The 23,240-nt window shown below is 62.8% G+C and carries 21 protein-coding genes; 17 read left to right on the top strand and 4 right to left on the bottom strand.

Translation table 11 applies throughout. The features are described from left to right. Positions 1-38 precede the first annotated feature (38 nt). From AC07OX_RS04960 to AC07OX_RS04950, 3 genes are read right to left on the bottom strand one after another with little or no spacing between them, the layout of a single operon-like run. Positions 39-938 carry a LysR substrate-binding domain-containing protein gene (locus tag AC07OX_RS04960; protein ID WP_495260095.1) on the bottom strand — a complete coding sequence of 300 codons (900 nt, stop codon included), beginning with the start codon at positions 936-938 and terminating at the stop codon, positions 39-41. Between the two features lie 3 nt (positions 939-941). Next, positions 942-1,925, bottom strand: a complete 984-nt coding sequence (locus AC07OX_RS04955) for a tripartite tricarboxylate transporter substrate binding protein (RefSeq protein ID WP_495260094.1) — start codon at positions 1,923-1,925, stop codon at positions 942-944. 39 nt (positions 1,926-1,964) lie between these two features. Next, positions 1,965-2,849, bottom strand: coding sequence for an amidohydrolase family protein (locus tag AC07OX_RS04950; protein ID WP_495260093.1), 885 nt, complete (start codon positions 2,847-2,849; stop codon positions 1,965-1,967). A 119-nt stretch (positions 2,850-2,968) separates the two neighbouring features. On the opposite strand from AC07OX_RS04950, the gene AC07OX_RS04945 reads away from it, so the two are divergent. Beyond that, a complete protein-coding gene (locus AC07OX_RS04945) occupies positions 2,969-3,868 on the top strand; it encodes a LysR family transcriptional regulator (RefSeq protein WP_495260092.1) in 900 nt (299 codons plus the stop codon). A 253-nt stretch (positions 3,869-4,121) separates the two neighbouring features. Here the strand turns inward: AC07OX_RS04945 and AC07OX_RS04940 are convergent, their stop codons facing one another. Next, positions 4,122-4,271, bottom strand: coding sequence for a hypothetical protein (locus AC07OX_RS04940; protein ID WP_495260091.1), 150 nt, complete (start codon positions 4,269-4,271; stop codon positions 4,122-4,124). A gap of 640 nt (positions 4,272-4,911) precedes the next feature. Here AC07OX_RS04940 and AC07OX_RS04935 point away from each other — a divergent pair. The 16 genes from AC07OX_RS04935 (at position 4,912) to trbE (ending at position 23,237) form a co-directional block, all read left to right on the top strand. Beyond that, complete coding sequence (locus tag AC07OX_RS04935) at positions 4,912-6,243, top strand: alpha-hydroxy acid oxidase (protein ID WP_495260090.1); 1,332 nt, start codon at positions 4,912-4,914, stop codon at positions 6,241-6,243. Between the two features lie 20 nt (positions 6,244-6,263). Beyond that, positions 6,264-7,247 (top strand): Bug family tripartite tricarboxylate transporter substrate binding protein, encoded by a 984-nt coding sequence (locus AC07OX_RS04930; protein ID WP_495260089.1) that lies wholly within the window; start codon positions 6,264-6,266, stop codon positions 7,245-7,247. Positions 7,248-7,320: 73 nt separating this feature from the next. After that, positions 7,321-8,112 (top strand): type 2 periplasmic-binding domain-containing protein, encoded by a 792-nt coding sequence (locus AC07OX_RS04925; protein WP_495260088.1) that lies wholly within the window; start codon positions 7,321-7,323, stop codon positions 8,110-8,112. Between the two features lie 549 nt (positions 8,113-8,661). Next, positions 8,662-9,267, top strand: coding sequence for a 3-isopropylmalate dehydratase small subunit (gene leuD / locus AC07OX_RS04920; RefSeq protein WP_495260087.1), 606 nt, complete (start codon positions 8,662-8,664; stop codon positions 9,265-9,267). 20 nt (positions 9,268-9,287) lie between these two features. Continuing rightward, positions 9,288-10,409 (top strand): 3-isopropylmalate dehydrogenase, encoded by a 1,122-nt coding sequence (leuB, locus tag AC07OX_RS04915; RefSeq protein WP_495260086.1) that lies wholly within the window; start codon positions 9,288-9,290, stop codon positions 10,407-10,409. A gap of 20 nt (positions 10,410-10,429) precedes the next feature. Then, complete coding sequence (gene leuC / locus AC07OX_RS04910) at positions 10,430-11,836, top strand: 3-isopropylmalate dehydratase large subunit (RefSeq protein ID WP_495260085.1); 1,407 nt, start codon at positions 10,430-10,432, stop codon at positions 11,834-11,836. A 78-nt stretch (positions 11,837-11,914) separates the two neighbouring features. Next, positions 11,915-12,850 (top strand): Bug family tripartite tricarboxylate transporter substrate binding protein, encoded by a 936-nt coding sequence (locus tag AC07OX_RS04905; RefSeq protein WP_495260405.1) that lies wholly within the window; start codon positions 11,915-11,917, stop codon positions 12,848-12,850. A gap of 40 nt (positions 12,851-12,890) precedes the next feature. Further along, complete coding sequence (locus tag AC07OX_RS04900; RefSeq protein WP_495260084.1) at positions 12,891-13,823, top strand: dihydrodipicolinate synthase family protein; 933 nt, start codon at positions 12,891-12,893, stop codon at positions 13,821-13,823. 2 nt (positions 13,824-13,825) lie between these two features. Then, entirely contained in the window at positions 13,826-15,262 is a 1,437-nt protein-coding gene (locus AC07OX_RS04895) for an aldehyde dehydrogenase family protein (RefSeq protein ID WP_495260083.1), read from the top strand. A 180-nt stretch (positions 15,263-15,442) separates the two neighbouring features. Next, positions 15,443-16,330, top strand: a complete 888-nt coding sequence (locus AC07OX_RS04890; RefSeq protein WP_495260082.1) for a LysR family transcriptional regulator — start codon at positions 15,443-15,445, stop codon at positions 16,328-16,330. A gap of 264 nt (positions 16,331-16,594) precedes the next feature. Beyond that, positions 16,595-18,595 (top strand): conjugal transfer protein TraG, encoded by a 2,001-nt coding sequence (locus AC07OX_RS04885; RefSeq protein ID WP_495260081.1) that lies wholly within the window; start codon positions 16,595-16,597, stop codon positions 18,593-18,595. After that, complete coding sequence (locus AC07OX_RS04880) at positions 18,592-19,062, top strand: CopG family transcriptional regulator (RefSeq protein ID WP_495260080.1); 471 nt, start codon at positions 18,592-18,594, stop codon at positions 19,060-19,062. The genes AC07OX_RS04885 and AC07OX_RS04880 overlap by 4 nt, the downstream gene beginning before the upstream one ends. Then, entirely contained in the window at positions 19,046-20,104 is a 1,059-nt protein-coding gene (trbB, locus tag AC07OX_RS04875) for a P-type conjugative transfer ATPase TrbB (RefSeq protein ID WP_495260079.1), read from the top strand. The genes AC07OX_RS04880 and trbB overlap by 17 nt, the downstream gene beginning before the upstream one ends. After that, positions 20,101-20,433 carry a TrbC/VirB2 family type IV secretion system protein gene (locus tag AC07OX_RS04870; RefSeq protein WP_495260078.1) on the top strand — a complete coding sequence of 111 codons (333 nt, stop codon included), beginning with the start codon at positions 20,101-20,103 and terminating at the stop codon, positions 20,431-20,433. Before trbB ends, AC07OX_RS04870 begins: the two co-directional genes overlap by 4 nt. Beyond that, positions 20,430-20,738 carry a VirB3 family type IV secretion system protein gene (locus AC07OX_RS04865; protein WP_495260077.1) on the top strand — a complete coding sequence of 103 codons (309 nt, stop codon included), beginning with the start codon at positions 20,430-20,432 and terminating at the stop codon, positions 20,736-20,738. The genes AC07OX_RS04870 and AC07OX_RS04865 overlap by 4 nt, the downstream gene beginning before the upstream one ends. An 18-nt stretch (positions 20,739-20,756) precedes the next feature. After that, complete coding sequence (gene trbE / locus AC07OX_RS04860) at positions 20,757-23,237, top strand: conjugal transfer protein TrbE (protein WP_495260076.1); 2,481 nt, start codon at positions 20,757-20,759, stop codon at positions 23,235-23,237. The last annotated feature ends 3 nt before the right edge of the window (positions 23,238-23,240 follow it).

The raw sequence follows: 23,240 nt of genomic DNA, 5'->3' as shown, positions 1-23,240 counted from the left end.
GACCTTTTGTCGGGCTGCGTAGTGCCCGCGTCAACGATTCAAGATACGGGTCTTGCCGTGGCTGAGAGGGATTCAAGCAACCAGCTCCGGAACACCCTCAAGGCGCGTGACGTGGGGCGAGAGGTGGGACTAACCAAGTAGTAGCCACCCGCAAGAACGTGCACATGGTCGAAAGGCGCGATGAGCGCGCCCGACAAAAGGTAGTGCTCGACCAGCACTTTGACACCCAAGGCCACGCCTGCACCCTGGACGGCCGCCTCGAACGCCATGGCGGAGTTCTCGAACTTGTGTCCACTGTGGCCGTCGACATGTCCCATGCCGGCACCATGAAGCCAGTCGTTCCAGCCCGAGGGGCGGGACAGCGAGTGGAGCAACTTCAACGTGGAAAGATTGGCCTGATGACCCGGCAGGCGCTCAAGCAATGCGGGGCTCATGACCGGGATGAGTTCGATCGGCGTCAGAAAATCGGCTTGTACGCCTCTTTCCTCGACGATGCCGGAGTAGATCGCCGCATCGACGTCTTGGTGGTCGAAGTTCACGCGTGCCGATGATGCAGACAGGTGCACATCGATGTCGCTGTGCAACGCCTGAAACTCCGACAGCATGGGGATCAGCCAGCACTGCGAGAATGTGCTGAAGGCTTGGATTGACAACACCTCCTGCCTGCGGCGACGACTGGCTTGCGCGGTTGCGATCGCCAGGTCGTCCAGAGCTCGGCTGATGGCTGGATATAGGCGTGCGCCAGCCGCCGTCAACTCGATGGTCTGTGCGTGCCGCAAAAAGAGCTCTTGGCCAAGGTACTGCTCCAGCACGCGAACCTGCCGGCTGATGGCCGCTTGGGTCACGCTGAGTTCGTCGCCCGCGGCGGTGAAGCTCAGGAGCCGTGCTGCGGCCTCAAAAGACCGCAGAGGATTCAGCGGCGCGAGGACGCGTTTCACGCGTCATTCCGCTTTCGCGCCCGACTTCGCGACGACATCTTCCCACTTTGCGAGATCCGCCTTTAGGAAGCGTGCGAAATCAGCAGGTGTCCGCTGCCGGACATCGAGGCCCAATCCACGCATCTGCTCGAGCAATTCCGGCTTTGTCAGCGCAGCGTTAAGCGCCTTCTCAAGTTTCCCGACGACATCGAATGGCATTTTGGCGGGCCCCGCGAGTCCGTACCAAGTCACCGCTTCGTAACCCGGGATGCCGCTCTCTGCCACGGTGGGCAAATCACTCATGAGGCCAGCGCGCTTGCTGCCAGTCGTCGCTAGGAAACGCAGTCGCCTGTCCTGCCGCTGTGGCTGCAGTGTCGTGACGCTGCTGATCAGGACCTGCACGTTGCCGGCCAGAAGATCGGTTACGGCGGGCGGTGTTCCCTTGTAAGGAATCATCATCATCTTCGTGCCCGCCATGGTGTTGAGCATTTCGGTCGCCAAGCGCGTGGGACTTGAACTCGAGGCGAAGTTGAGCTTCCCGGGATTAGCCTTGGTGTAGGCAATGAGTTCCTCGACCGATCGAACTGGAACACTGCTGTTGACTGCCACCACATTCGCTGCTTCTCCGATCATTCCAATAGGCGTGAAATCCTTGTCGGGCCGCAGTTTGAAGCTGTCATACATGGCTGGATTTATGGTCATACCGCTCTGAGCGAGCAACAGCGTGTAGCCGTCCGGGGTGGAGCGCGCAACGGTGTCCATCGCGATGTTGGCGTCAGCGCCCGGCTTGTTGTCCACGACCACTGGTTGCCCAAGAGTGACGTTCAATTCGCGTGCGATCAGGCGCGCCAGAATGTCCGATGGCCCACCTGCAACAAATCCAACGATCAGGCGAATGGGGCGGTTCGGGTATTCGCGGGACTGCGCAGTGACCGTACCGGGGAGCATTGCCGCCAAGGCCCCAAGAAGTAGAAGCGTCTGTCGAATGCGCGCGAAATTGCGAACCATGTTTATGTCTCCAAAGCCTTTTCAGCTAATTCATTCCATTCAGGCGCCCAGCAGCTTCCCTTCAAAGCCGTAGAGCCGGCTCGGGTTGTCGACCAGCACAGCGTTGCGTTGGGCTTCATGAGGAACCCAATCCGCGAGTTGATCCAGCAGATCCCCATCATTGGGCATGGTTCTGCCATGCATATTCACGTGCGGCCAATCGGAACCCCAGACAAGCCGGTGAGGTGCGTGCGCTACCAGCGCACGGGCGATGGGTGTGACCTCGCGGTAGGGCGGCTCCGTTCCTGTGCAACGCATAGGGCCGGACAGCTTCACCCAGACACGGCCGCTGTCCAGCATCTTCAGCAGGACCTTGAGCGCAGGCTGGTTGATTCCGTCTGCAGCTGGTATGGACGCGAAGTGATCCAGCACGAGGATGTTCGGCAGGTCCAGCAGACGCGGTGCGAAATCCATGAAGTCGCTTGAGTGCGGATAAAACTGAATGTGCCATCCCAAATCGGCGACCTTGTGTGCAACGCTCTTCGAAAACGCTGGCATGACGCCACCATGTGCAGGGCTGGCGAAGCGGGCTCCGCGCACACCGAGCGAATCCAGCATGGACAAGTCGTGGCGGGAAACGTCCTCAGGTAGGAGCGCCACACCCCGGAGCCTGCGGCTGTGCGCTCTCAGGGTGTCCGCCATGAACCGGAAGTCCGGCCCGTACCCGCCACCACTTACGAACACCCCTCGCTCCAGGCCTACTGCAGCCTGGAGTTCGAAGTAGTCCTCCGGTGACGACCGCTCGGCGACGTACTTGCTCTTCGGATGGAAGGCGTAGCGGTCTGCCGGTCCGAACGCATGGAAATGCGAATCGATTGCCCCGGCCGGAAGCTTGAATTTCGGGCGCCGAGGGTTGCGATCGGGTGCTGGCGTGAGATATGGCACTGGAGTCATCTCTGCTTCGGATGGAGAACAGCGCGATCCTAGAGGTCCAGTTTCAGAATAAAAAGCGATATAAATTTATAATTTCCCACAACTTTTTTTTATGATATCCAGGCGGCAAGATGATCACCATCAAGCAGATGGAAGCTATCTACTGGGTCGATAAGCTCGGTAGCTTCGAAGCCGCCGGACGCAAGCTTTGCACTTCGCAGGCCGCCATTTCAAAGCGTGTTCAGGAGGTCGAGGAAGCGTTCAGCTTGCAACTGTTCGACCGATCCCGGCGAAGCGCGCGGCTGACGGACAAGGGGCGGGACGTCCTCGCGAGGAGCACAGAGATCTTGCGAATGCATACCGCGCTTGTCGAATCGATGGCGCTAGACCGACCAGTAGCCGGGAGACTTCAACTCGGAGTCACGGAGCTTGTTGCTCTGACTTGGTTACCCAGTTTCATCGCCAAGCTGAGAAGGTCGCATCCGCATGTCACTGTGCTTCCACGCGTGGATTCCAGTGACCACTTGAAGCGCCAGTTGGCGGCCGCACTGGTCGACATGATTGTGGTCCCAGGTGTTGCCTCGCCCAGGAGCACCGATGGTTTCATTCAGAAGTACGTGGGTGAATCGGAGCAGATTTGGATGGTGCATCCAACGTTGCTCAAGGCCCGCAAGGCTGTGCCCCTGTCTACTTTGGCTGGCATGACCGTCTTAACGCTCAATGAGCAGTCCTACATTGGCGACCTGATCCTGCAATGGATGGCTAGCCATGGCGTAGTGCCTAAGGAACACCTTTCAAGCAACAGCAACTCGGCGTTGAGTGGCATGGTTCTGGCTGGGTTGGGCATCGCGAACCTGCCCCTCCATTTCCTGCCGCTATCACGCAACCGGCAACTGAGCGTGATCGACACCCTGCCCTCGCTTCCGACCGTGGCCTACCGCGTGATGTACAGGGACGATGGCCCTACGGCTTTCCACGAAAAGATCGCCCGCGTTGTCGCGGAATGCTGCGATTTCTCCGCGCGAGCGTGACAGCGGCATCAGGAAGCCGACGATGGGTCGCACGAATCGTGCGGAGCCTTCCCTCTGGCTAGGCGTGGCGCGGCGGCTGCAGCGTTCTCCGCTGAAGAGCCCCGGTTGGCAAATGACGCATTCCACAGATTGAGCTGAAATTTAATAATTCACGCATTGCGATTGCGATTGCGATTGCGATTGCGATTGCGATGGTCGGGGGATATCCCTTCAAGCAGATTTTCAATCGAAATTTGTGGTTTCGTGAATCCATTCAGGCGTCATCATGGGCAAGCCGCGTGTTGCGGGTGATCAATAATTGGCGAGTCACAGGAAATTGAAGCGCTTTGTCATTGCCTCGGAACTGCGCTGCGGCTCCTGCTGGTCGAAAATTCTGATCGGCAAACTGTTGGATGAACTTCACGGTACGTCCTTTGTGGACATTGTGGTGGACAATTGAGATTGTCATGTCATTCTGCGGGTGACTCGCCTTTCCGGTTATTTCATTTCTATCGAGACGTGAATATTAAGGAAATCCTAAAGGTATTTCTCCTTATTCAGTTTTGACGCCCAGCGCCTTGAAGAGTTCTTCATACCGCTGAATACACTGATAGAAAACAACAGAGCGGCACAGTTTCGTCCTGAGCAGCCTGTATTTCCTGGACTTAGCCGTGCTCATGCTGCCGGCGGCACTCGGGTGCTGGCTGTGGCGAGAAGTTCATAGCGCGCTCTAGGTGAGTGGCGAAAACTCGGCATCCGTATGGCAAGCGCTCGTAGCCCCACGGGAGGCGGCGGGACCTAGCCAGCTTAAGCTTCTTTGCCGAACGCCACAAAGAAATTCCACGAGCCACGACTGTATGGCGACTCCCAGTCCATGCGAACACTTCAGCTTTCCGATATCAAGAAGTGGAGCGGCGTGGTGCAAGACTCCAGAATCGAGAAGATAGTTTCGGACGGTACATATCCGATCCGCCAGACGTCTGGAAGACCCCAATAAATTGTTGGGGTAGGCCGTAAAAATGTTGCTTTCGCGATCCGTGCAGCCACGCCAAAATTCCGTTCCCGTGCTCATCCTCATTGCAGATGGCATGTGTCGCAACTGCATCATGGATCGCAAAGAATTCTGTTCTCATCCTTTTTCAAACCCGATCGCAAAACGGCCGCCGATTGCGGCAATTCAGCCTGAGCTCAATCCACTGGATGCAGCCAAGAAACACAAGGCCAGGTTGCGAAAATATCTGTCGCTGGCCGATTTCGAAGTGGCTGCCCAAAAATATCTGCCGCACCCGCTGTATGCCTATGTTTCCGGCGGCGTCGAAGACAATCACTCGCGCGAAGAAAATCTAAGGGCTTTTCAATTCCATGAATTCCAGCCTCGGGTGCTGAAAGATGTCTCCGGGCGCAGTACCGCCACCACGCTGTTCGGCCGGGAGTATGCGGCGCCTTTCGGCATCGGGCCCATGGGGATCGCGGCGCTCATCGCGTACGACGGCGACTGTGTGATGGCCAGTGCGGCCGCGCAAGCCGGCCTGCCCATGGTGCTCAGCGGCGCATCGCTCACGCCCATGGAAGCGGTGGCCGAGGCCGGCCGCGGCAACGCCTGGTTCCAGGTCTACCTGCCTGGCGACGTCGAACTGATCCGGGGTACGGCCGCACGCGCCCAGAAGGCGGGCTATGAGACGCTTGTGCTGACTGCCGACACCGCTGCGCGGGCCAATCGCGAGAACAACATCCGCGCCGGCTTCTCGACACCGCTGCGGCCCAGTGCCAAGTTGGCTTACCAGGGCCTCACCCACCCCCGCTGGCTCGTCGGCAACCTGCTGCGAACCTTGCTGCGCCAGGGCATCCCGTGCTTCGAGAACACCGAGAAGGGCCGCGGCGTGCCGGTGATTTCCTCTCAGGCCGCCCGGCAGTTCAATCGCGACTCGCTCAACTGGGAACACGTCAAGGCCATGCGCGCGGCTTGGCGTGGAAATCTAGTGATCAAGGGGGTCCTGCACCCCGGCGACGCACGCACGGCAGCCCAGCTTGGAGTCGACGGCATCGTCGTGTCCAACCACGGAGGGAGGCAGCTCGATGGTGCCGTCGCGCCGTTGAAGGTTCTGACGGCCGTGGCCGAAGCCGCCGGCGCGATGAAGGTGATATACGACGGCGGCGTCCGCCGTGGCGGCGATGTGCTCAAGGCGCTGGCCCTGGGAGCTGACTTCGTTTTCGTCGCCCGACCGTTCATGTACGCAGCCGCCGTTGGCGGAGAAGCTGGCGTCGGCCACTGCATTGGGCTCCTTAAGGAGGAGGTGCGGCGGAACATGGCGTCGCTCGGCGTATGCGACATCGACTCGGTCGACGCTTCGATCCTTCACGCGGACCAAGGCCCGGCCTTCTTCGCACTCAGTTGATCAATCCCTGGAGACACCGCATGCATCTGGATCGCCGCCATTTCCTGACCACGTTCGCAGCCGCCAGTGCCTGCACCTTTGCCGGCCGTACCATGGCGGCGCGTTATCCCGACCATCCGGTCCGGATCATCGCGCCCTATGCGGCAGGCGGTACGACCGACTTCATCACCCGTCTCTTCGCCCAGAACTTGCGGGATGTACTGGGCCAGAGCTTCATCGTCGACAACCGGCCCGGCGCGGGCGGCAACATCGGTAGCAACATGGTCGTGAAGGCAGCACCGGACGGCTACACGCTGCTGGCGGGCTCGCTGTCGACCTTCGCCCTCAACGCCGCCGTCTACCGCAGCATCGGCTACGACCCGCTGACCGACCTCGTTCCCGCCGCGATGACTACCCTGGTCCCCGGTGCCATCGTGGTGTCGCCGTCGCTGGGGGTGCGTGATCTCAAGGGCCTGGTGGCCCTGCTGAAGGCCAGTCCGGGCAAGTTCAACTACGGTTCGGCGGGCAATGGAACGTCCAGCCACATCGCACTGGCGCTGTTCCTCGAGCAGACGGGCACGCAGGCCACGCATGTGCCCTACAAGGGGGTTTCGCAAGCTGTTGTCGACTTGCTTGCGGGCAACATCGGCATCCTCTTCACTTCGCCGACCACCGTGCTGGAGCACATCAAGTCGGGCAAGGTTGTGGCCTTGGCCTCCGTGTCGCCCAGCCGGCTGAAGGCGTTGCCCAGCGTACCCACGGTGGCGGAGGCCGGCTTCTCGAAGTTCGACGCCTATTCCTGGAACTGCCTGTTCGTGCCTAAGGGCACGCCAAGTTCCGTGACCGACACTCTCTGCGCGGCCGTCAACAAGATCATGGCCAAACACGAGGTGATCGCGAAGCTGGAGGAGCAGGGGATGCTGCCTGTGGCGAAGCAGACGCCTGAGAGCACCCTGGCCTTCACCCAGGCGGAGTTCCGCCGCTGGGTGCCCTTCGTCAAGAAGATGCACATCTCGGTCGATTGACCGGCTTCCCGTTCCTTGCGCTTGCAGATGCTGCGCCTCTTCTTTCGCTTCACTACTTTTGGGCAAGACCGACATGAACGCACACGTCACCTCTCACATATCGTCGGAAGTGGCCGACCGCTCCCCGCTCGACTGGCCGGAAGCGATCGCCTCCGGCCGTAGCGACCTGGCACCCGATGGAACGCTGCGTGTTGGGGTCTACCGGGGCAGTCCATCCTCCTATCTCCAGGGCGCCGAGGGCGAACTCGACCGGGGCGTGGGCTTCCTGCTGGGACGTTCGGTCGCCGACGCCCTGGGGGTCGTGTTCCGGCCGATCGTGTTCCCCAAGAATGCCGACGTGCTGGCGGCCGTGGAGGCTGCTGAGGTCGACTTGGTCTTCACCAACGCCACGCCTGCGCGCGCCCGCTTCATCGAATTCACCGATGCGCTGGTGGACGTTGAAAAGAGCATCCTGGTGCCGGGTAGCTCGCCACACGTTGAACTGGCCGCCTTGGAAGGGCTGCCGCTGCGCATTGGCATCAACGTCGGTAGTTCCACGGGCGCCGAGCTCAAACCGAAATACCCCTCAGCCGAGTTGGTTCCGATTGCGACCCTGGACGAGGCGGCCCGCTTGCTGAGCGCAGGGCAACTCGATGGGTTTGCCACGAACAAGGCCATCCTGTTTGAACTGGCCGACCAGGTGCCCGGAGCGCGGGTTCTGCCCGGCGCGTGGGGACACGAGCACTTCGCCCTTGGCACGCCGCGAGGGCGCATGGCCGGTCGGGAATTCCTGCATCGTTTTGCCAGGCTCGCCGAAGACAACGGGCGTTTGCGCGAGGCAGTTGCGGTATCGCGCCTGCGCGGTACTGCGACGCCACAGACCTGACTCTCCATTCCTTCGAATACCGCCGCCTTTAACCGGTGCCGGCGCCATGAGGTCCTGGCGATCCAGGCCTACAGCACCTTCTCCCAATGCAGACTTTCTGCCCGGGCACTGATCCCGCCTCGCCAGTAGCCTCGCTCGGCCTTTACCGCCCAGAAAGCCCTTGACGACCTCGAGCTTGAACGTCGCTTTGTATCTTCCCATGAAACCCCTTGAAGTCGTACGACTTCTAAGGGGCAGTTCAAGGCAGGAAGGGCTCATCTATTGAGCTGCAGGATCTTTGGGCAGTGCGAACCTGCAGATCGGAGTTGGAGACATGGAAAAGTTGACTGAGGACTCTCGACTTCTTGTCGATCACTTGATTGCTGGCAGCAAGCGCGAAGCGGTGCACTAGAACTGACGTAGCAGGTGCAGCGTTCTCCGCCGAAGAACCCTGGTTGCCAAATGACGCATTCCGCGGATTGAGCGCGACTTTGATAATTCACGCATAGCGATTGCGACGGTCGGAGGATATCCCTCCAGGCAGTTTCTCAATCGAAACTTGCGGTTATCGTGAAACCATTCAGGCGTCATCATGGACAGGCCGCGTGTTTGCGGATGATCAATATCGACACAGATCTGATCATCCCGAAGCAATACCTTAAGAACGTCACTCGAAAGGGTCTCGGGGAAGGTCTTTTCCGCGAGTTGAGGTATCTGGATGATCGCACTCTAGATCCTCTCTTCATTCTGAATAGGCCTGAATTTTCGCAGGCGTCGATACTGATCGCGGGAGACAACTTTGGCTGCGGTTCATCGAGAGAGCATGCGCAATGGGCTCTACTCGACTGGGGCATCTCGTGCATCGTCTCCAGTTCGTTCGCCGACATCTTCTACTCGAACTGCATCAACAACGGAATGCTGCCGGCTCGCGTGTCACCGGCGGACCTCGATTTGCTGTTCTCACTCTCGGACGACGAGACGCCCCTCGAACTGTCCGTTGACCTCGACGTGCGCCGCATTGGCTTGCCTGATGGCAAGGAGGTCCCTTTCAACATTGGCGACGGAGACCGCCAGATCCTCTTAGAGGGGCGCGATCCGATCGCGAGATCCCTCGCTCTGGTCGCTGACATCTCCGAGTTCAAAGAACGGCGTTCTGCAACTCACCCTTGGCTTTGACAACCCAACACATCGACACTATGAAGTCTTTCAAGATCCTGGTCGTCCCCGGCGACGGCATCGGCCCCGAGGTAACGCGCGAGGCCGTGAAGATCGCGTCTTGGATAAGCAGTTCCGGTCTGCTGCAATTTGAGTTCGAGAACGACATCGCTGGAGGCGCGGCCATCGACGCATTCGGCGTCCCGGTGCGACCCGAAACCGTGACACGAGCGCGTCAGGCCGACGCTGTGCTCTTCGGATCCGTCGGCGGGCCGAAGTGGGACGGCAAGGTGCCTTTCGAAAATCGCCCAGAGCTCGGCGTGCTGACGTTCCGCCGTGAACTGGAGCTCTTTGCAAATCTGCGTCCTGCCAAATGCTTTCCTGCTTTGGCGGGATCTTCAACCTTGCGCCAAGAGGTCATAGAAGGCCTGGACATGATGATCGTGCGCGAGTTGACGGGGGGCGTCTACTTCAACGATCCCAAATTCATCGAAAGTCTGCCAGACGGTCAGGTCGCCGCGACGGATACGCAGCGCTATACGACGTCCGAGATTCAGCGCATCGGGCGCGTAGCGTTTGAGCTCGCCCGCACCCGACGGAACAAGGTCACGTCCGTCGAAAAGCGAAACGTGATGAAGTCGGGTGTTCTTTGGCATCAGGTGATGACCCAACTTCAGGCGGATGAATATCCTGACGTCGGACTGGAGCACCATCTCGCCGACGCGTGCGGTATGCAACTGGTCCGAGCACCCAAGCAGTACGACGTCCTGGTCATGGACAACCTCTTCGGCGATCTTCTTTCGGACGTCGCGGCAATGCTCACAGGTTCTATTGGCATGCTGCCTTCTGCCGCGCTGGGAGCACCGGATACGGTGACTGGCAAACGGAAAGCGCTGTATGAGCCGATTCATGGATCGGCGCCGGACATCGCTGGCAAGGATCTCGCCAATCCAATTGCCGCTATCGGATCTCTATCGATGGCCTTGCGGCACACCTTTGAAAGGCCGGATATCGCAGGCAGACTTGACGTCGCCGTTGGAAACGTCCTCGCATCGGGCATCCGCACCGGCGACATTCGATCGGCGACGTCGCAGGTTGTTGGAACGGCTGGAATGGGCGATGCCGTGCTGCGCGCGTTCCAGAAGGAATGCGAGTCGCTTTGAGCCATTCATGAGGCAGATCGATGAATTCCGCTCGTACTTTGTATGACAAGCTTTGGGACTCTCATGTGGTCACGAAGCTTCCGGATGGCTCCAGCCTTCTGTTTGTTGATCGGCATCTGATTCATGAGGTGACGTCTCCACAAGCCTTCGAAGGCCTGAGATCCGCGCACCGCGTCGTGTCATCTCCGGAGCGCACGCTCGCAGTCGTCGATCACAACGTGCCTACTACCCGGCGTGATCTCGGTCTCAAGGATGCCGAGAGCGCGAGGCAGATCAAGTTGCTGAGAGGAAATACCACGGAGTTCGGCGTCGAGTATTTCGATGAGACCGACAGCCGGCAAGGCATCGTTCACGTTATTGGTCCGGAACAAGGCTTCACCCTGCCGGGCGCGTTGCTCGTCTGCGGGGACAGCCATACGGCGACGCACGGAGCATTTGGTGCGCTGGCGATCGGAATCGGCACGAGCGAAGTCGAGCATGTGCTTGCCACGCAGACTCTGATTCAGAAGAAGGCGCTCAATATGCGTGTTTGTGTGAGCGGCATGTTGCCTGAGTATGTGACGGCAAAGGACCTAATTCTTTCCGTCATCGGACGGATCGGAACGAGTGGCGCGACCGGACATGTCATCGAGTATTCTGGTGAAGCTGTCTGCGCAATGGACATGGAAGCCCGAATGACGCTGTGCAATATGTCCATCGAGGCAGGTGCGCGGGCAGGTCTCATCGCCCCTGATGAAACAACCTTCGCCTATGTGCGTGGCCGGCCGAAGGCGCCTCAAGGCGCAAAGTGGGAGGCCGCGCTTGCTCACTGGAGAACGCTCACGACCGATGTTGACGCGACATTCGATCTCGAGGTGCACATTGATGCACGCTCGATAGCACCCGTTGTGACTTGGGGTACATCGCCCGAAGACGTTGTCGGGATCGATGGCTGCATACCCGATCCGGAGGAACTGGATTCGGATGAATTGGCTGAAAGCAAGCGGCGTGCACTGGAGTACATGGGCCTGCGCGCGGGGCAGCGCATGACGGAAATTGCGATCGATCGCGTGTTCATCGGCTCTTGCACGAATGGCCGCATCAGCGACCTGCGCGCGGCAGCACATGTCGTGCGTGGGCATCGTGTCGCCGCTGGGCTGCAGGCCATGGTGGTGCCGGGCTCGATGCAGGTCAAACGCGAGGCCGAGACCGAAGGTCTCGACAAGGTCTTCGAGGCCGCAGGCTTCGAATGGCGCGAACCGGGTTGCTCAATGTGCCTCGCCATGAACGAAGACAGGCTTGAACCTGGCGAGCGCTGTGCCTCCACGTCCAACAGGAACTTTGTGGGCCGCCAGGGCTACAAGGGCCGGACCCATCTCATGTCGCCAGGTATGGCTGCGGCAGCGGCCATTGCGGGGCATCTTGTCGACATTCGAACTTGGAAGTAGCTAGGGCCGCTACTTTTCGAAAAAACACTGAAGGAGACAATCTTGAAACGACGTCATTTTCTTGGATGCGGCTCCGGAATGCTTTTCGCCGCGACCACTCTGTTCGCCGCTGAGAAGTTTCCGCAAAGGCCCATAACCTTGGTCGTGCCCGGGGCACCCGGGGGCACGACGGATTTCTCTGGCCGTCTCATCGCAGACGCCTTGGGTCGTGCGTTCGGACAGCCTGTTGTCGTCGACAACAAGGCGGGGGCCAACGGCAGCATCGCCAACATTGCAGTCGCGCGCGCCAAACCGGATGGGTACACACTGCTGGTTGCCTACAGTGGCTATCAAGTGGGGAGTCCTCACTTGTTCAAGAAATCCGGGTGGGATCCGATCAAGGATTTCGCGCCCGTGGCCATGTTGACGCGGGCACCACAGCTCATTGCAGTGCGCCAGGGCTTGCCAGTTAACAGCCTGAAGGAACTGATCCAATACGCCAAGGCGAATCCTGGCAAGCTGAACTTCGGCTCTGCAGGCAGTGGATCGATTCAGCACATTGCGGGGGAGTTGCTCAAGCAGATGACCGGGACCTCCATGACGCACGTCCCCTACAAAGGTGCTGCCCCTGCGGTGCAAGACCTGCTCGGCGGCTCTGTGGATCTGGTCATTACGGCTCCTGCCACTCTTATCAGCCAGATCCAGGCGGGCAAGTTGAAGGGGCTGGCGGTGGCGAGTTCGAAACGCCTCGCGTCGCTGCCCAATGTGCCAACCGCCGCTGAAGCCGGATTGAATGGCTATGAGATGGACTCCTGGTTCGCGCTGTACGCGCCGGCGGGAACACCGCCCGAGATCATTCGTCAAATCAACGACGAGGTGAACAAGATCTTGCAAATGCCGGAGATTCGCAGGAGGGCCGAGGAGGCCGGCACGACCGTAGACATCATGACGCCGAAGCGACTGGCCGACTTCACCGGCAGCGAACTGGAAAGCTGGGGGAAGGTGATCAAGGATGCCGGCATCACTGCCGAATGATCCGCCCAATCGACTACTTCAACCCTTTCTGGATCATCGAATGAAGCCTTCGCGCATCCATCCTCGCTATCGAGGTGTGTTCCCTGTCGTGCCCACAACTTTTTCACAGTCCGGAGAACTGGACCTCGTCAGTCAAAAGCGCTGCGTGGACTTCATGATTGACGCAGGTTCCACAGGTCTGTGCATTCTGGCGAACTTCTCGGAGCAATTCGTGCTGTCCGATGACGACCGCGAGGTGCTCACCCGTACGATCCTGGAGCACGTGGCCGGCCGCGTGCCAGTGATCGTGACCACTACCCATTTTGGGACCCAGGTCTGCGCCGAACGCAGCCGCCGCGCCCAGGCCATGGGCGCATCCATGGTCATGGTGATGCCGCCTTATCACGGCGCGACCCTCCGCGTGAGCGAGGACAAGATCTATGAGTTCTACGCCCGTCTCTCAGACGCGATCTCGATTCCCATCATGATCCAAGATGCGCCGATGGCGGGTACGCCGCTTTCACCTGCGTTCCTGGCGCGCATGGCGCGGGAGATCGAGCAGGTCGCCTACTTCAAGATCGAGACGGCCGGCGCGGCGACCAAGCTGCGCGAACTGATCCGCCTCGGCGGCGACGACATCGAGGGGCCCTGGGACGGTGAAGAGGCCATCACCTTGCTGGCCGACCTGGATGCTGGTTGTACCGGGGCGATGACCGGCGGCGCCTTTCCCGATGGAATCCGCACCATCGTCGACGCCTATGCGAGTGGCAACCGCGAAGCGGCCGTGACCGCGTATGCCAAATGGTTGCCGCTCATCAACTACGAGAACCGGCAAGGGGGGATTCTCACCGCGAAGGCCTTGATGAAGGAAGGCGGCGTTATCTCCTGTGACGCGCCACGCCATCCTTTCCCGGTCATGCTGCCTGCCGTGCGCGACGGACTGCTGGATGCTGCAAAGCGACTTGATCCGCTGGTACTGCATTGGGGTAAATGACCATGGCTGAATACGCCAACTACATTGACGGCGAATGGGTGCCAGGGGTGAGCTGGCAGTCCAACATCAACCCGTCCGACACTACTGACATCATCGGCCAGTACGCCCAGGCTGATGCGGCGCAGGCCGCGGCCGCGGTTGACGCGGCGCGCCGAGCCTTTCCGGCGTGGGCCGCGGGCACGTCGCAGCAGCGCTTCGACTTGTTGGATGCAGTCGGAAACGAGATCCTGGCGCGCAGGGACGAGATCGGCCGCCTGCTCTCGCGTGAGGAAGGGAAGACCCTCCCCGAAGGCATTGGCGAAACGGTACGCGCCGCCATGATTTTCAAGTTCTTCGCTGGCGAGGCCCTGCGCTGTGGTGGCGAAGCGTTGCCATCGGTTCGCCCGGGCGTGGGCGTGGAGATCCTGCGCCAGCCGTTGGGCGTGGTGGGGCTCATTGCGCCATGGAATTTCCCCATCGCCATCCCGGCCTGGAAGATAGCGCCTGCGCTGGCCTACGGGAACTGCGTGGTGTTCAAGCCCGCTGAACTGGTGCCCGGGTGCGGCTGGGTGCTGGCTGATGTCCTCCATCGCGCTGGCGTACCCAAGGGTGTGTTCAATTTGGTGATGGGACCCGGCAGCCAGGTTGGAAATACCTTTGTGAACGATGAGCGCGTTGACGCGGTAAGTTTCACCGGGTCAGTGGCCACGGGCCGCCGGATCATCGCCAGTTGCGCTGCGCGCGGCGCCAAGGTGCAAGCCGAAATGGGCGGTAAGAACCCGCTGATCGTTCTGGACGATGCCGACTTGGGCGTGGCGGTCAATTCCGCAGTCCAAAGCGCCTACTTCTCTACAGGCCAGCGCTGCACGGCATCCAGTCGCATCATCGTGACCCAGGGCATCCATGATCGATTTGTCGCGGCTGTGGCAGATCGTATCGCTGCGCTGAACGTAGGCCATGCCTTGCAGCAGGGAATCGAGATCGGACCGGTGGTGGACGAACGCCAGTTGGCAAGTAACCTGCACTATGTGAGCGTCGCCGCCCAGGAAGGCGGCAAGGTCATAGGGGGCGAACGCCTGGAGCGCGCCACTCCGGGCTTCTATCAGCGCCCCGCGCTGGTGGTGGATTCGTTGCCGTCGATGACGATCAACCGGGAAGAGGTGTTCGGCCCCGTGGCGAGCGTCATCCGGGTCAAGGACTACGACGAGGCGCTGGCGCTGGCCAATGACACCGAATTCGGCCTTTCCGCGGGCATCTGCACCTCCTCGTTGAAATACGCCACGCACTTTAAGCAGCAGGCCCAAGCGGGCATGGTGATGGTCAACCTCCCCACCGCAGGGGTGGACTACCACGTGCCCTTCGGCGGGCGCAAGGGGTCGAGCTACGGGCCGCGAGAGCAGGGGAGCCACGCTCGAGAGTTCTACACCGGCGTCAAGACAGCCTATGTCTTCGCAGGATAGCTGGGCGTTGTGCCATCGCGAACTATCCGAAGCCGCGGTGGTCGTTTGTGAATTAGCGGACAGCGCGACTGATATTGCTTCGGCGATTAAAAAGGTTTGTGGCCTGTAGGCAGAGCCTTTCTAGCGTCGACAGTTCTGAGGACTTAAATACCGCGACCTGGCTCAGTTTTTGTGTGATCCATGATTGAACTGCGCCACCTTCGCTACTTCATCGCCGTTGCCGAAGAGCTCAACTTTCGGAAGGCAGCCGAGCGCGTCCACATCGACCAGACCCCGCTGTCGCGCGCCATTCGGGATCTGGAGGAGCGGTTGGGCGTAACGCTCTTCGTTCGTGCACCTCGTAAGCTGCAGCTCACGCCCGCGGGCGCTAAGCTGCTCGAGCATGCGCGCAAGCTCTTCATTCGGCTGGAGCGCACCAAGCGCGTCGTGCGAGAAACCGATGCCCGCCACCGCGAGCCCCTGCACATCGGCGTGGACGACAGCACTGTGCAGCCGAAGCTAGCCGAATGCCTGACCCGCTGGCGGGGGCTTGTCCCCGATATTCCGGTGGAGCTAACGGAGATGCGCACGAACGAACTCCTGGCCGCGCTGCGCAGCGAGGAGGTGGATGCAGCCTTTTCCTTCGGTCTGCCGAATGATGAAGCCATTGCCCGGCAGCCGGTCTGGATGAGCCCTATCGTGGCGTTGCTTCCATTGACACACGAACTTGCGTGCCGTGAGGCGGTTTCCTTGGCCGAGCTGTTGTCTTTTCCCGCCATCGCCTGCAATGCGGCTTACCACCCAGGACTGTGCCAGCAGATGGGAGCAATTTTTCGGCAGTATTCCGTGACTCCGACAATCGTCGGGGAAGCTCGCACATTGACCGGCTACCTGACCCGTGTGGCGGCGGGCCAGGGGGTCGGCGTGGCTGACGCCGATCACATGCGAGCACTGCGGCGAACGGACGTCGTGGTGGTGCCGCTCGCCGAGCCGGTGCACTTCACAACCTATGTGTTGCACAAGCACCAGCGCAACGGCTTGACCGAATCACTGCAACGATTCCTTACCCACGTCACAGTTGTGAACTGAGCGTTACGTGCCCGTTTTTCCTGGCGCACGGCCTCGCCCCAACGGCCATGGACCCGCCGCGCTGCCGCTGGAATGCTCCCCGCCGAGACAGCCTGAAGGCTCGTGCACCCAGCAGAAGAAGGAGTAGCAGCCAAGCCCCACGCCAGCGTACGCCACGCCACCCCTCCATGGGTGTGTTGCGCGGCGGCTTTATTCCAGACTCATGCCTGTGTGCCGCAGTGGCACGCATGTGCTGGAACACATACGCCTGGGAGGTGGCGCCCTATGCCGACAGCAGCGACCGGCATCCTGTTCGGACAGATTTTCGTGGTGCTCGGCGTCGCGCTGGGCGGGATGTGGGGCGCCACGCAGTGGACGGCGCAAGAGCTGGGTTACCAGCCAAGGCTCGGACCCCGGTGGTTCGAGGTTTCCGGCGTGCCGGTCTACGAGCCATGGAAGCTGTTCGAGTGGTGGTACCTCTACGACGCCTATGCGCCCCAGGTGTTCGAGCGCGGCGGGGCCATTGCCGCATCGAGCGGGATGTCGGCCACGGGCGCAGCCATTGCGATGGCGGTATGGCGCGCGCGGATGGCCAGGCGCGTCACGACCTACGGATCCGCCCGTTGGGCTGTGTGTGAGGAGATCGCCAAGGCCGGTCTGGCGAAGCCGGCAGGCGTGTTCCTCGGCAAGAGGCCCGATAAGGAGGGCATCTATTTGCGCCACGAAGGCCCGGAGCATGTGATGGCCTTCGCACCGACGCGCTCCGGCAAGGGCGTCGGCTTGGTCGTTCCCACTCTGCTCACCTGGACTGGCTCGGCCGTGATCCATGACATCAAGGGCGAGAACTGGTCGCTCACCGCCGGCTGGCGCTCACGCTTCTCGCACTGCCTGCTGTTCAACCCGACCGACGCGCGCTCCGCCGCCTACAACCCACTGCTGGAAGTCCGTCGCGGTATCCACGAAGTGCGCGACGTGCAGAACATCGCGGACATCCTGGTCGATCCCGAAGGCGCACTGGAACGCCGCAACCACTGGGAGAAGACTTCGCATGCGCTGCTGGTCGGCGCGATCCTGCACGTGCTCTATGCTGGCGAGGACAAGACGCTGCGCGGCGTCGCCAACTTTCTGTCCGATCCTGCGTGCCCCTTCGAGGTCACGCTGCACCGGATGATGACGACGCGGCACCTGGGCGAGGAAGTCCATCCGGTCGTGGCCTCGGCCGCCCGCGAGGTGCTCAACAAGAGCGAGAACGAGCGCTCGGGCGTGCTGTCCACGGCCATGTCTTTCCTGGGGCTGTACCGCGACCCGACGGTGGCCGAAGTCACCTCGCGTTGCGACTGGCGCATCGCCGACCTGATCTCGGCGCAGCATCCCGTGTCGCTGTACTTGGTTGTGCCGCCCTCGGACATCAGTCGCACCAAACCGCTGATCCGCCTGATTCTCAACCAGGTCGGCCGGCGTCTGACCGAATCGCTCGACGGCTCGGACGGCATCGCGCGCTGCCACCAGCTGCTGCTGATGCTCGACGAATTCCCGGCCTTGGGCCGGCTGGACTTCTTCGAGTCGGCGTTGGCCTTCATGGCAGGCTACGGCTTGCGCGCCTTCCTGATCGCACAGTCCCTGAATCAGATCGACAAGGCCTACGGCCTGAACCACTCGATCCTCGACAACTGCCACGTGCGCATCGCCTTCGCCACCAACGATGAGCGCACGGCCAAGCGGATCTCGGAAGCGCTGGGCACCGCCACCGAGCTGCGCGCACAACGCAATTACGCGGGGCACCGCCTGTCGCCGTGGTTGGGCCACCTGATGGTCTCGCGCCAAGAGACGGCCCGGCCGCTGCTGACGCCGGGCGAGGTGATGCAGTTGCCGCCGGATGACGCGGTGGTGATGGTCTCGGGCCACCCGCCGATCAAGGCCAGGAAGCTGCGCTACTACCAGGACCGCAACTTCACGCGGCGCGTGCTGGCGCCGCCCGTGCTGGCTTCAGGCCTCTACGCGGACAGGCCGATGGTGCGGCCCGACGACTGGAGCGGGCTGGTTCCGCTAGTCGCGCCTGAGCCTTCGTCGACCGACGTCGCGGGTGGCTTCGCCGACGAAGGCGACCACCAACTCAAGCCCGAACTGGAGGTTGTGCGCGACACGCCGGCGCTGCCGGAGGACGACGGCTTGTTGGTGCTCGATGATGAGGACGACGTTCCCCTGCGTCCGCGGGACGTGGACCGTCAGCTCACGCGTACCGCGCGCCTCGCGGCGCTGGACCCTGACGACGGGATTGCGCTATGAGCCGCGCCCGCCTGAACATCTTCATCGAGCCGGAGCATGCCAAACGACTGGATCAGCTGGCCGTGCACAAGGGCGTCTCGAAGTCTGCCGTGATCGCGGCGGCGCTGGCGTCGTTCCTGTCACCCGACGGGGGTGACCAGCGCGAGGCGGCGATCGCCAAGCGCCTGGACCGACTCTCGCGCCAGTTCGAGCGGCTGGAGCGCGACCAGAACGTGCTGATCGAGACGCTCGCGCTGTACGTGCGCTACTTCCTCACGGTCTCGCTGCCCGTGCCCGAAGGGCAGCAGGAAGCCGCCCGCGCGCAGGGGCGTGCCCGCTTTGCCCAGTTCATCGAGCAGCTCGGGCGCCACCTGCAGCGCGGGCGCAGCCTGGTGCGGGAAGTCCATGAAGAGATCGAGCCCGAAGCAGTGCCAATGCAGGCCGGTCGGGGGGAATCGGAGGAGGCCGCTGATGGTCCCGCCGCCTGACTCTTCTTCCGTCGCGTTGACCGGCGCCGCCGCGGACAGCGCGCTGGCCCGGCGAATCCGCATGCTGCGCACGGCCATGGGACCGGAGATCGCGGCGGCCCTCGCGGATCCGGAAGTGGTGGAGGTGATGCTCAACCCGGATGGCTCGCTGTGGGTGGATCGGCTCGGCACCGGTCGCGAGCCGACCGGCTCGGCGCTGCCGCCGCCCATGGCCGAACGCATCATCCGCCTCGTCGCCGCGCATGTGCGTGCCGAGGTGCATCCCGGCGCGCCGATCCTTTCGGCCGAGCTGCCCGAGACCGGCGAGCGCTTCCTGGGCGTGCTGCCGCCGGTGGTGCGCGCGCCCTCGTTCGCGATCCGCAAGCGGGCGCTGCGCATCATGAGCCTGGCGCAGTACGTGGCCGACGGGATCCTGACCGAGGATCAGGCGGCGTTCCTGCGGCAGGCGGTGCGCGAGCGCCTGAACATCGTCGTGGCCGGCGGCACCAGCACCGGCAAGACCACCCTGGCCAACGCGCTGCTCGACGAGATCGCCCAGACGCACGACCGTGTGCTGATCCTCGAGGACACGGTGGAGCTGCAATGCCGCTCGCACGACCATGTGAGCATGCGTACCGAGCCGGGTGTGACCACCATGGCCGACCTGGTGCGCGCCACATTGCGGCTGCGCCCCGACCGCATCGTGGTTGGCGAGGTGCGCGGCGCCGAAGCATTGGACCTGCTCAAGGCCTGGGGTACCGGACATCCGGGCGGGATCGCCACCGTGCATGCCGGCTCCGCGCAGGGCGCCCTCACGCGGCTGGAGCAACTGGTGCAGGAAGTCTCCGTGACCGTGCCGCGCGCCCTGATTGCGGAGGCGGTCCACGTCATCGTCTTCATTGCCGGGCGCGGGCGCACCCGGCGGGTGCGCGAGATCGCGCGCGTCATCGGCCACGACAGCCACGGCTACCAGCTCGATGCCTCGGCGGTGCCTGGCTTCCCCTTGCTCTCTTCATCCTTCTCTGCCCCCTCAACCCCATCGTCTCCTGGAGAACCGTCATGACGATTTCACGCAGTCCCGCAAAGCCGCTTCTGCACACGGCTGCTGCGGCAGCGCTCTTGCTGGCCGTCGCGTTGCCCGCACAGGCGGCCGGCTCCAACATGCCCTGGGAGGCGCCACTGCAGTCGATTCTCGACTCGATCCAGGGGCCCGTCGCCAAGATCGTCGCGGTGATCATCATCATCGCCACTGGCCTGACGCTGGCCTTCGGCGACACCTCGGGGGGTTTTCGCAAGCTGATCCAGATCGTGTTCGGGCTGTCGATCGCGTTCGCCGCGTCCAGCTTCTTCCTGACCTTCTTCAGCTTCTCGGGCGGGGCGGTGCTGGCATGAGTGCGCCAAACGCCTTCTCGGCGAGCGCTTCGCCGGGCACGGCCCCGGGTGTTCTGCCCGGCTTCGAGATCCCGCTGCACCGCTCCCTCACCGAGCCGATCCTGATGGGCGGGGCGCCGCGCACCGTGGCGATCGCCAACGGCACGCTGGCCGCCGCCGTGGGCCTGGGGCTGCAACTGTGGCTGCCCGGTGTCGCCCTGTGGATGGTGGGTCATGCATTGGCCGTCTGGGGCGCTCGACTGGATCCGCAGTTCATGCAGGTCTTCGCGCGGCACATCAAGCAGCGGCCGCTGCTGGACGCATAGGCGCAGAGGGGAGACGCCATGCTGAACCTCGCCGAATACCGCAAGCGCCCTGCGCTGCTGGCCGACTGGCTGCCCTGGGCCGGCCTGGTCGCGCCCGGGGTTGTGCTCAACAAGGATGGCGCGTTCCAGCGCACGGCGCGGTTCCGCGGGCCGGACCTGGACAGCGCCACGCAGGGCGAGCTCGTCGCCACCTCGGCACGCCTGAACAACGCGCTGCGCCGGCTCGGCTCGGGCTGGGCGCTGTTCGTTCAGGCCGAGCGGCGCGAGGCGGCCGGCTATCCGGAGTCGTCGTTTCCGGAGCCGCTGTCCTGGCTGGTCGATGAGGAACGCCGCGCCGCCTTCGAGGAAGACGCCAGCCACTTCGAGAGCCGCTACCACCTGACGCTGCTGTACCTGCCGCCCGAGGAGTCGAAAGCGCGCGCGGCGGGCCTGCTCTACGAGAACGCCCGGACGCAAGGCGAGGAAGGGCAGGGTGGGTCGAACGGGACGGACTGGAAGGGCCGGCTGGAAGCCTTTGCCTCCGAGACCGAACGCTTCCTCGGTCTGCTCGAAGGCGTGATGCCTGAGATCGCCTGGCTCGACGATGCGCAGACCTTGACCCACCTGCACGGCTGTATCTCCACGCGCCGGCATGCGGTCGCGGTGCCCGAGGTGGCGATGCATCTCGATGCGCTGCTGGCCGACGAGCCGCTGACGGGCGGGCTGGCGCCGATGCTCGGCAGCCGGCATCTTCGCGTGCTGTCGGTGCGCGGCTTCCCGACCTCGACCTGGCCGGGCCTGCTCGACGACCTGAACCGCCTGGGCTTTGCCTACCGCTGGAGCACCCGCTTCCTCTGTCTGGACAAGGCCGAGGCCGAGAGGGAGCTCGGGCGTCTGCGTCGCCAGTGGTTTGCCAAGCGCAAGAACATCGTCGCACTGTTGCGCGAGACGATCTTCCAGCAGGAGAGTCCGCTGGTCGACTCCGACGCCTCGAACAAGGCGGCCGATGCCGATGCCGCGCTGCAGGAACTGGGCAGCGACCAGGTGGCCTTCGGCTACGTGACGGCTACAGTGACCGTGCTCGATGCCGATGCAGCGGCGGCCGACGAGAAGCTGCGTGCGATCGAGCGGGCCATCCAGGGGCGCGGCTTCGTGACGATCCCCGAGACCCTCAACGCGGTCGATGCCTGGCTCTCGTCGGTCCCGGGCCACGCGTACGCGAACGTGCGCCAACCCATCGTCTCGACCTTGAACCTCGCGCACATGATGCCGGTGTCGGCGGTGTGGGCCGGGCCCGAGCGCAATGCGCATCTCGACGGCCCGCCGCTGATCGTCACGCGCACCGATGGCGCGACGCCGTTCCGGCTAGTCACGCACATCGGCGACGTCGGCCACACGCTGGTGGTGGGGCCGACCGGCATGGGCAAGTCGGTGCTGCTGGCCACGCTGGCGCTGCAGTTCCGACGCTATGCCGGCTCGCGCATCCTGGCCTTCGACATGGGGCGCTCGATGCGCGCCACGATCCTCGGACTGGGTGGCGAACACTACGACCTCGGCTCGGACGGTGCCATCGCCTTCCAGCCGCTGACGCGCATTGATCAGGACGGGTACCGCGCCTGGGCGGCGGAGTGGGTGGAAGGTCGGCTTCGGCAGGAGGGCCTCGAGATCGGACCGGCCGAGCGGGAGATGGTGTGGTCCGCGCTGGCCAGCCTCGCCACCGCACCGCCCGAGCAACGCACGATGACGGGCCTGGCGGTGCTGCTGCAGTCCAATGCCCTGCGTCAGGCGCTGGCGCCGTATGTGCTCGGCGGCGCGCACGGGCGGCTGCTGGATGCGGACCAGGACCGGTTGGGGGCGTCCTCCATCCAGTGTTTCGAGATGGAGGAGCTGATGCACAGCAAGGCGGCCGTGCTGGCCGTGCTGAGCTACCTGTTCGCGCGCTTCGACGAACGCTTCGACGGCGCGCCGACCCTCCTGATCCTCGACGAGGCCTGGCTGTTCCTGGACGACCCGGTGTTCGCCGCGCGCATCCGACAGTGGCTCAAGACGCTGCGCAAGAAGAACGTCTCGGTGATCTTCGCGACGCAGAGCCTGGCCGACATCCAGAACTCCAGCATCGCGCCGGCGATCGTGGAGAGTTGCGCCAGCCGGATCTTCCTGCCCAACCCACAGGCCACGGAGCCGCAAATCCGGGTGATCTACGAGGGCTTCGGACTCAACCGCCGGCAGATCGACATCGTCGCCGCGGCGCAGCCCAAGCGCGACTATTACTACCAGTCCCGCCTGGGCAACCGGGTCTTCGAGCTCGGGCTCGGGCCGGTGGCGTTGGCCTTCGCGGGTGCTTCCTCGCCAGAGGACCAGCGGGCCATCGGCGAGATGTTCGCCGCCGTGCCCTGCACGGACTTCGCCGGTGCCTGGCTGCGCCGGCAGGGCCTTGCTTGGGCCGCCGATCTCATCCCTTCGTTTCCATCCCCTCTGCCATCCGCATCTGCATCGACATCCCATTCCTCAACCCAGTAGGAG

This window comes from Variovorax sp. GW821-FHT09D07, assembly GCF_059416345.1.
This window is presented reverse-complemented; position numbering and strand designations above follow the sequence as displayed.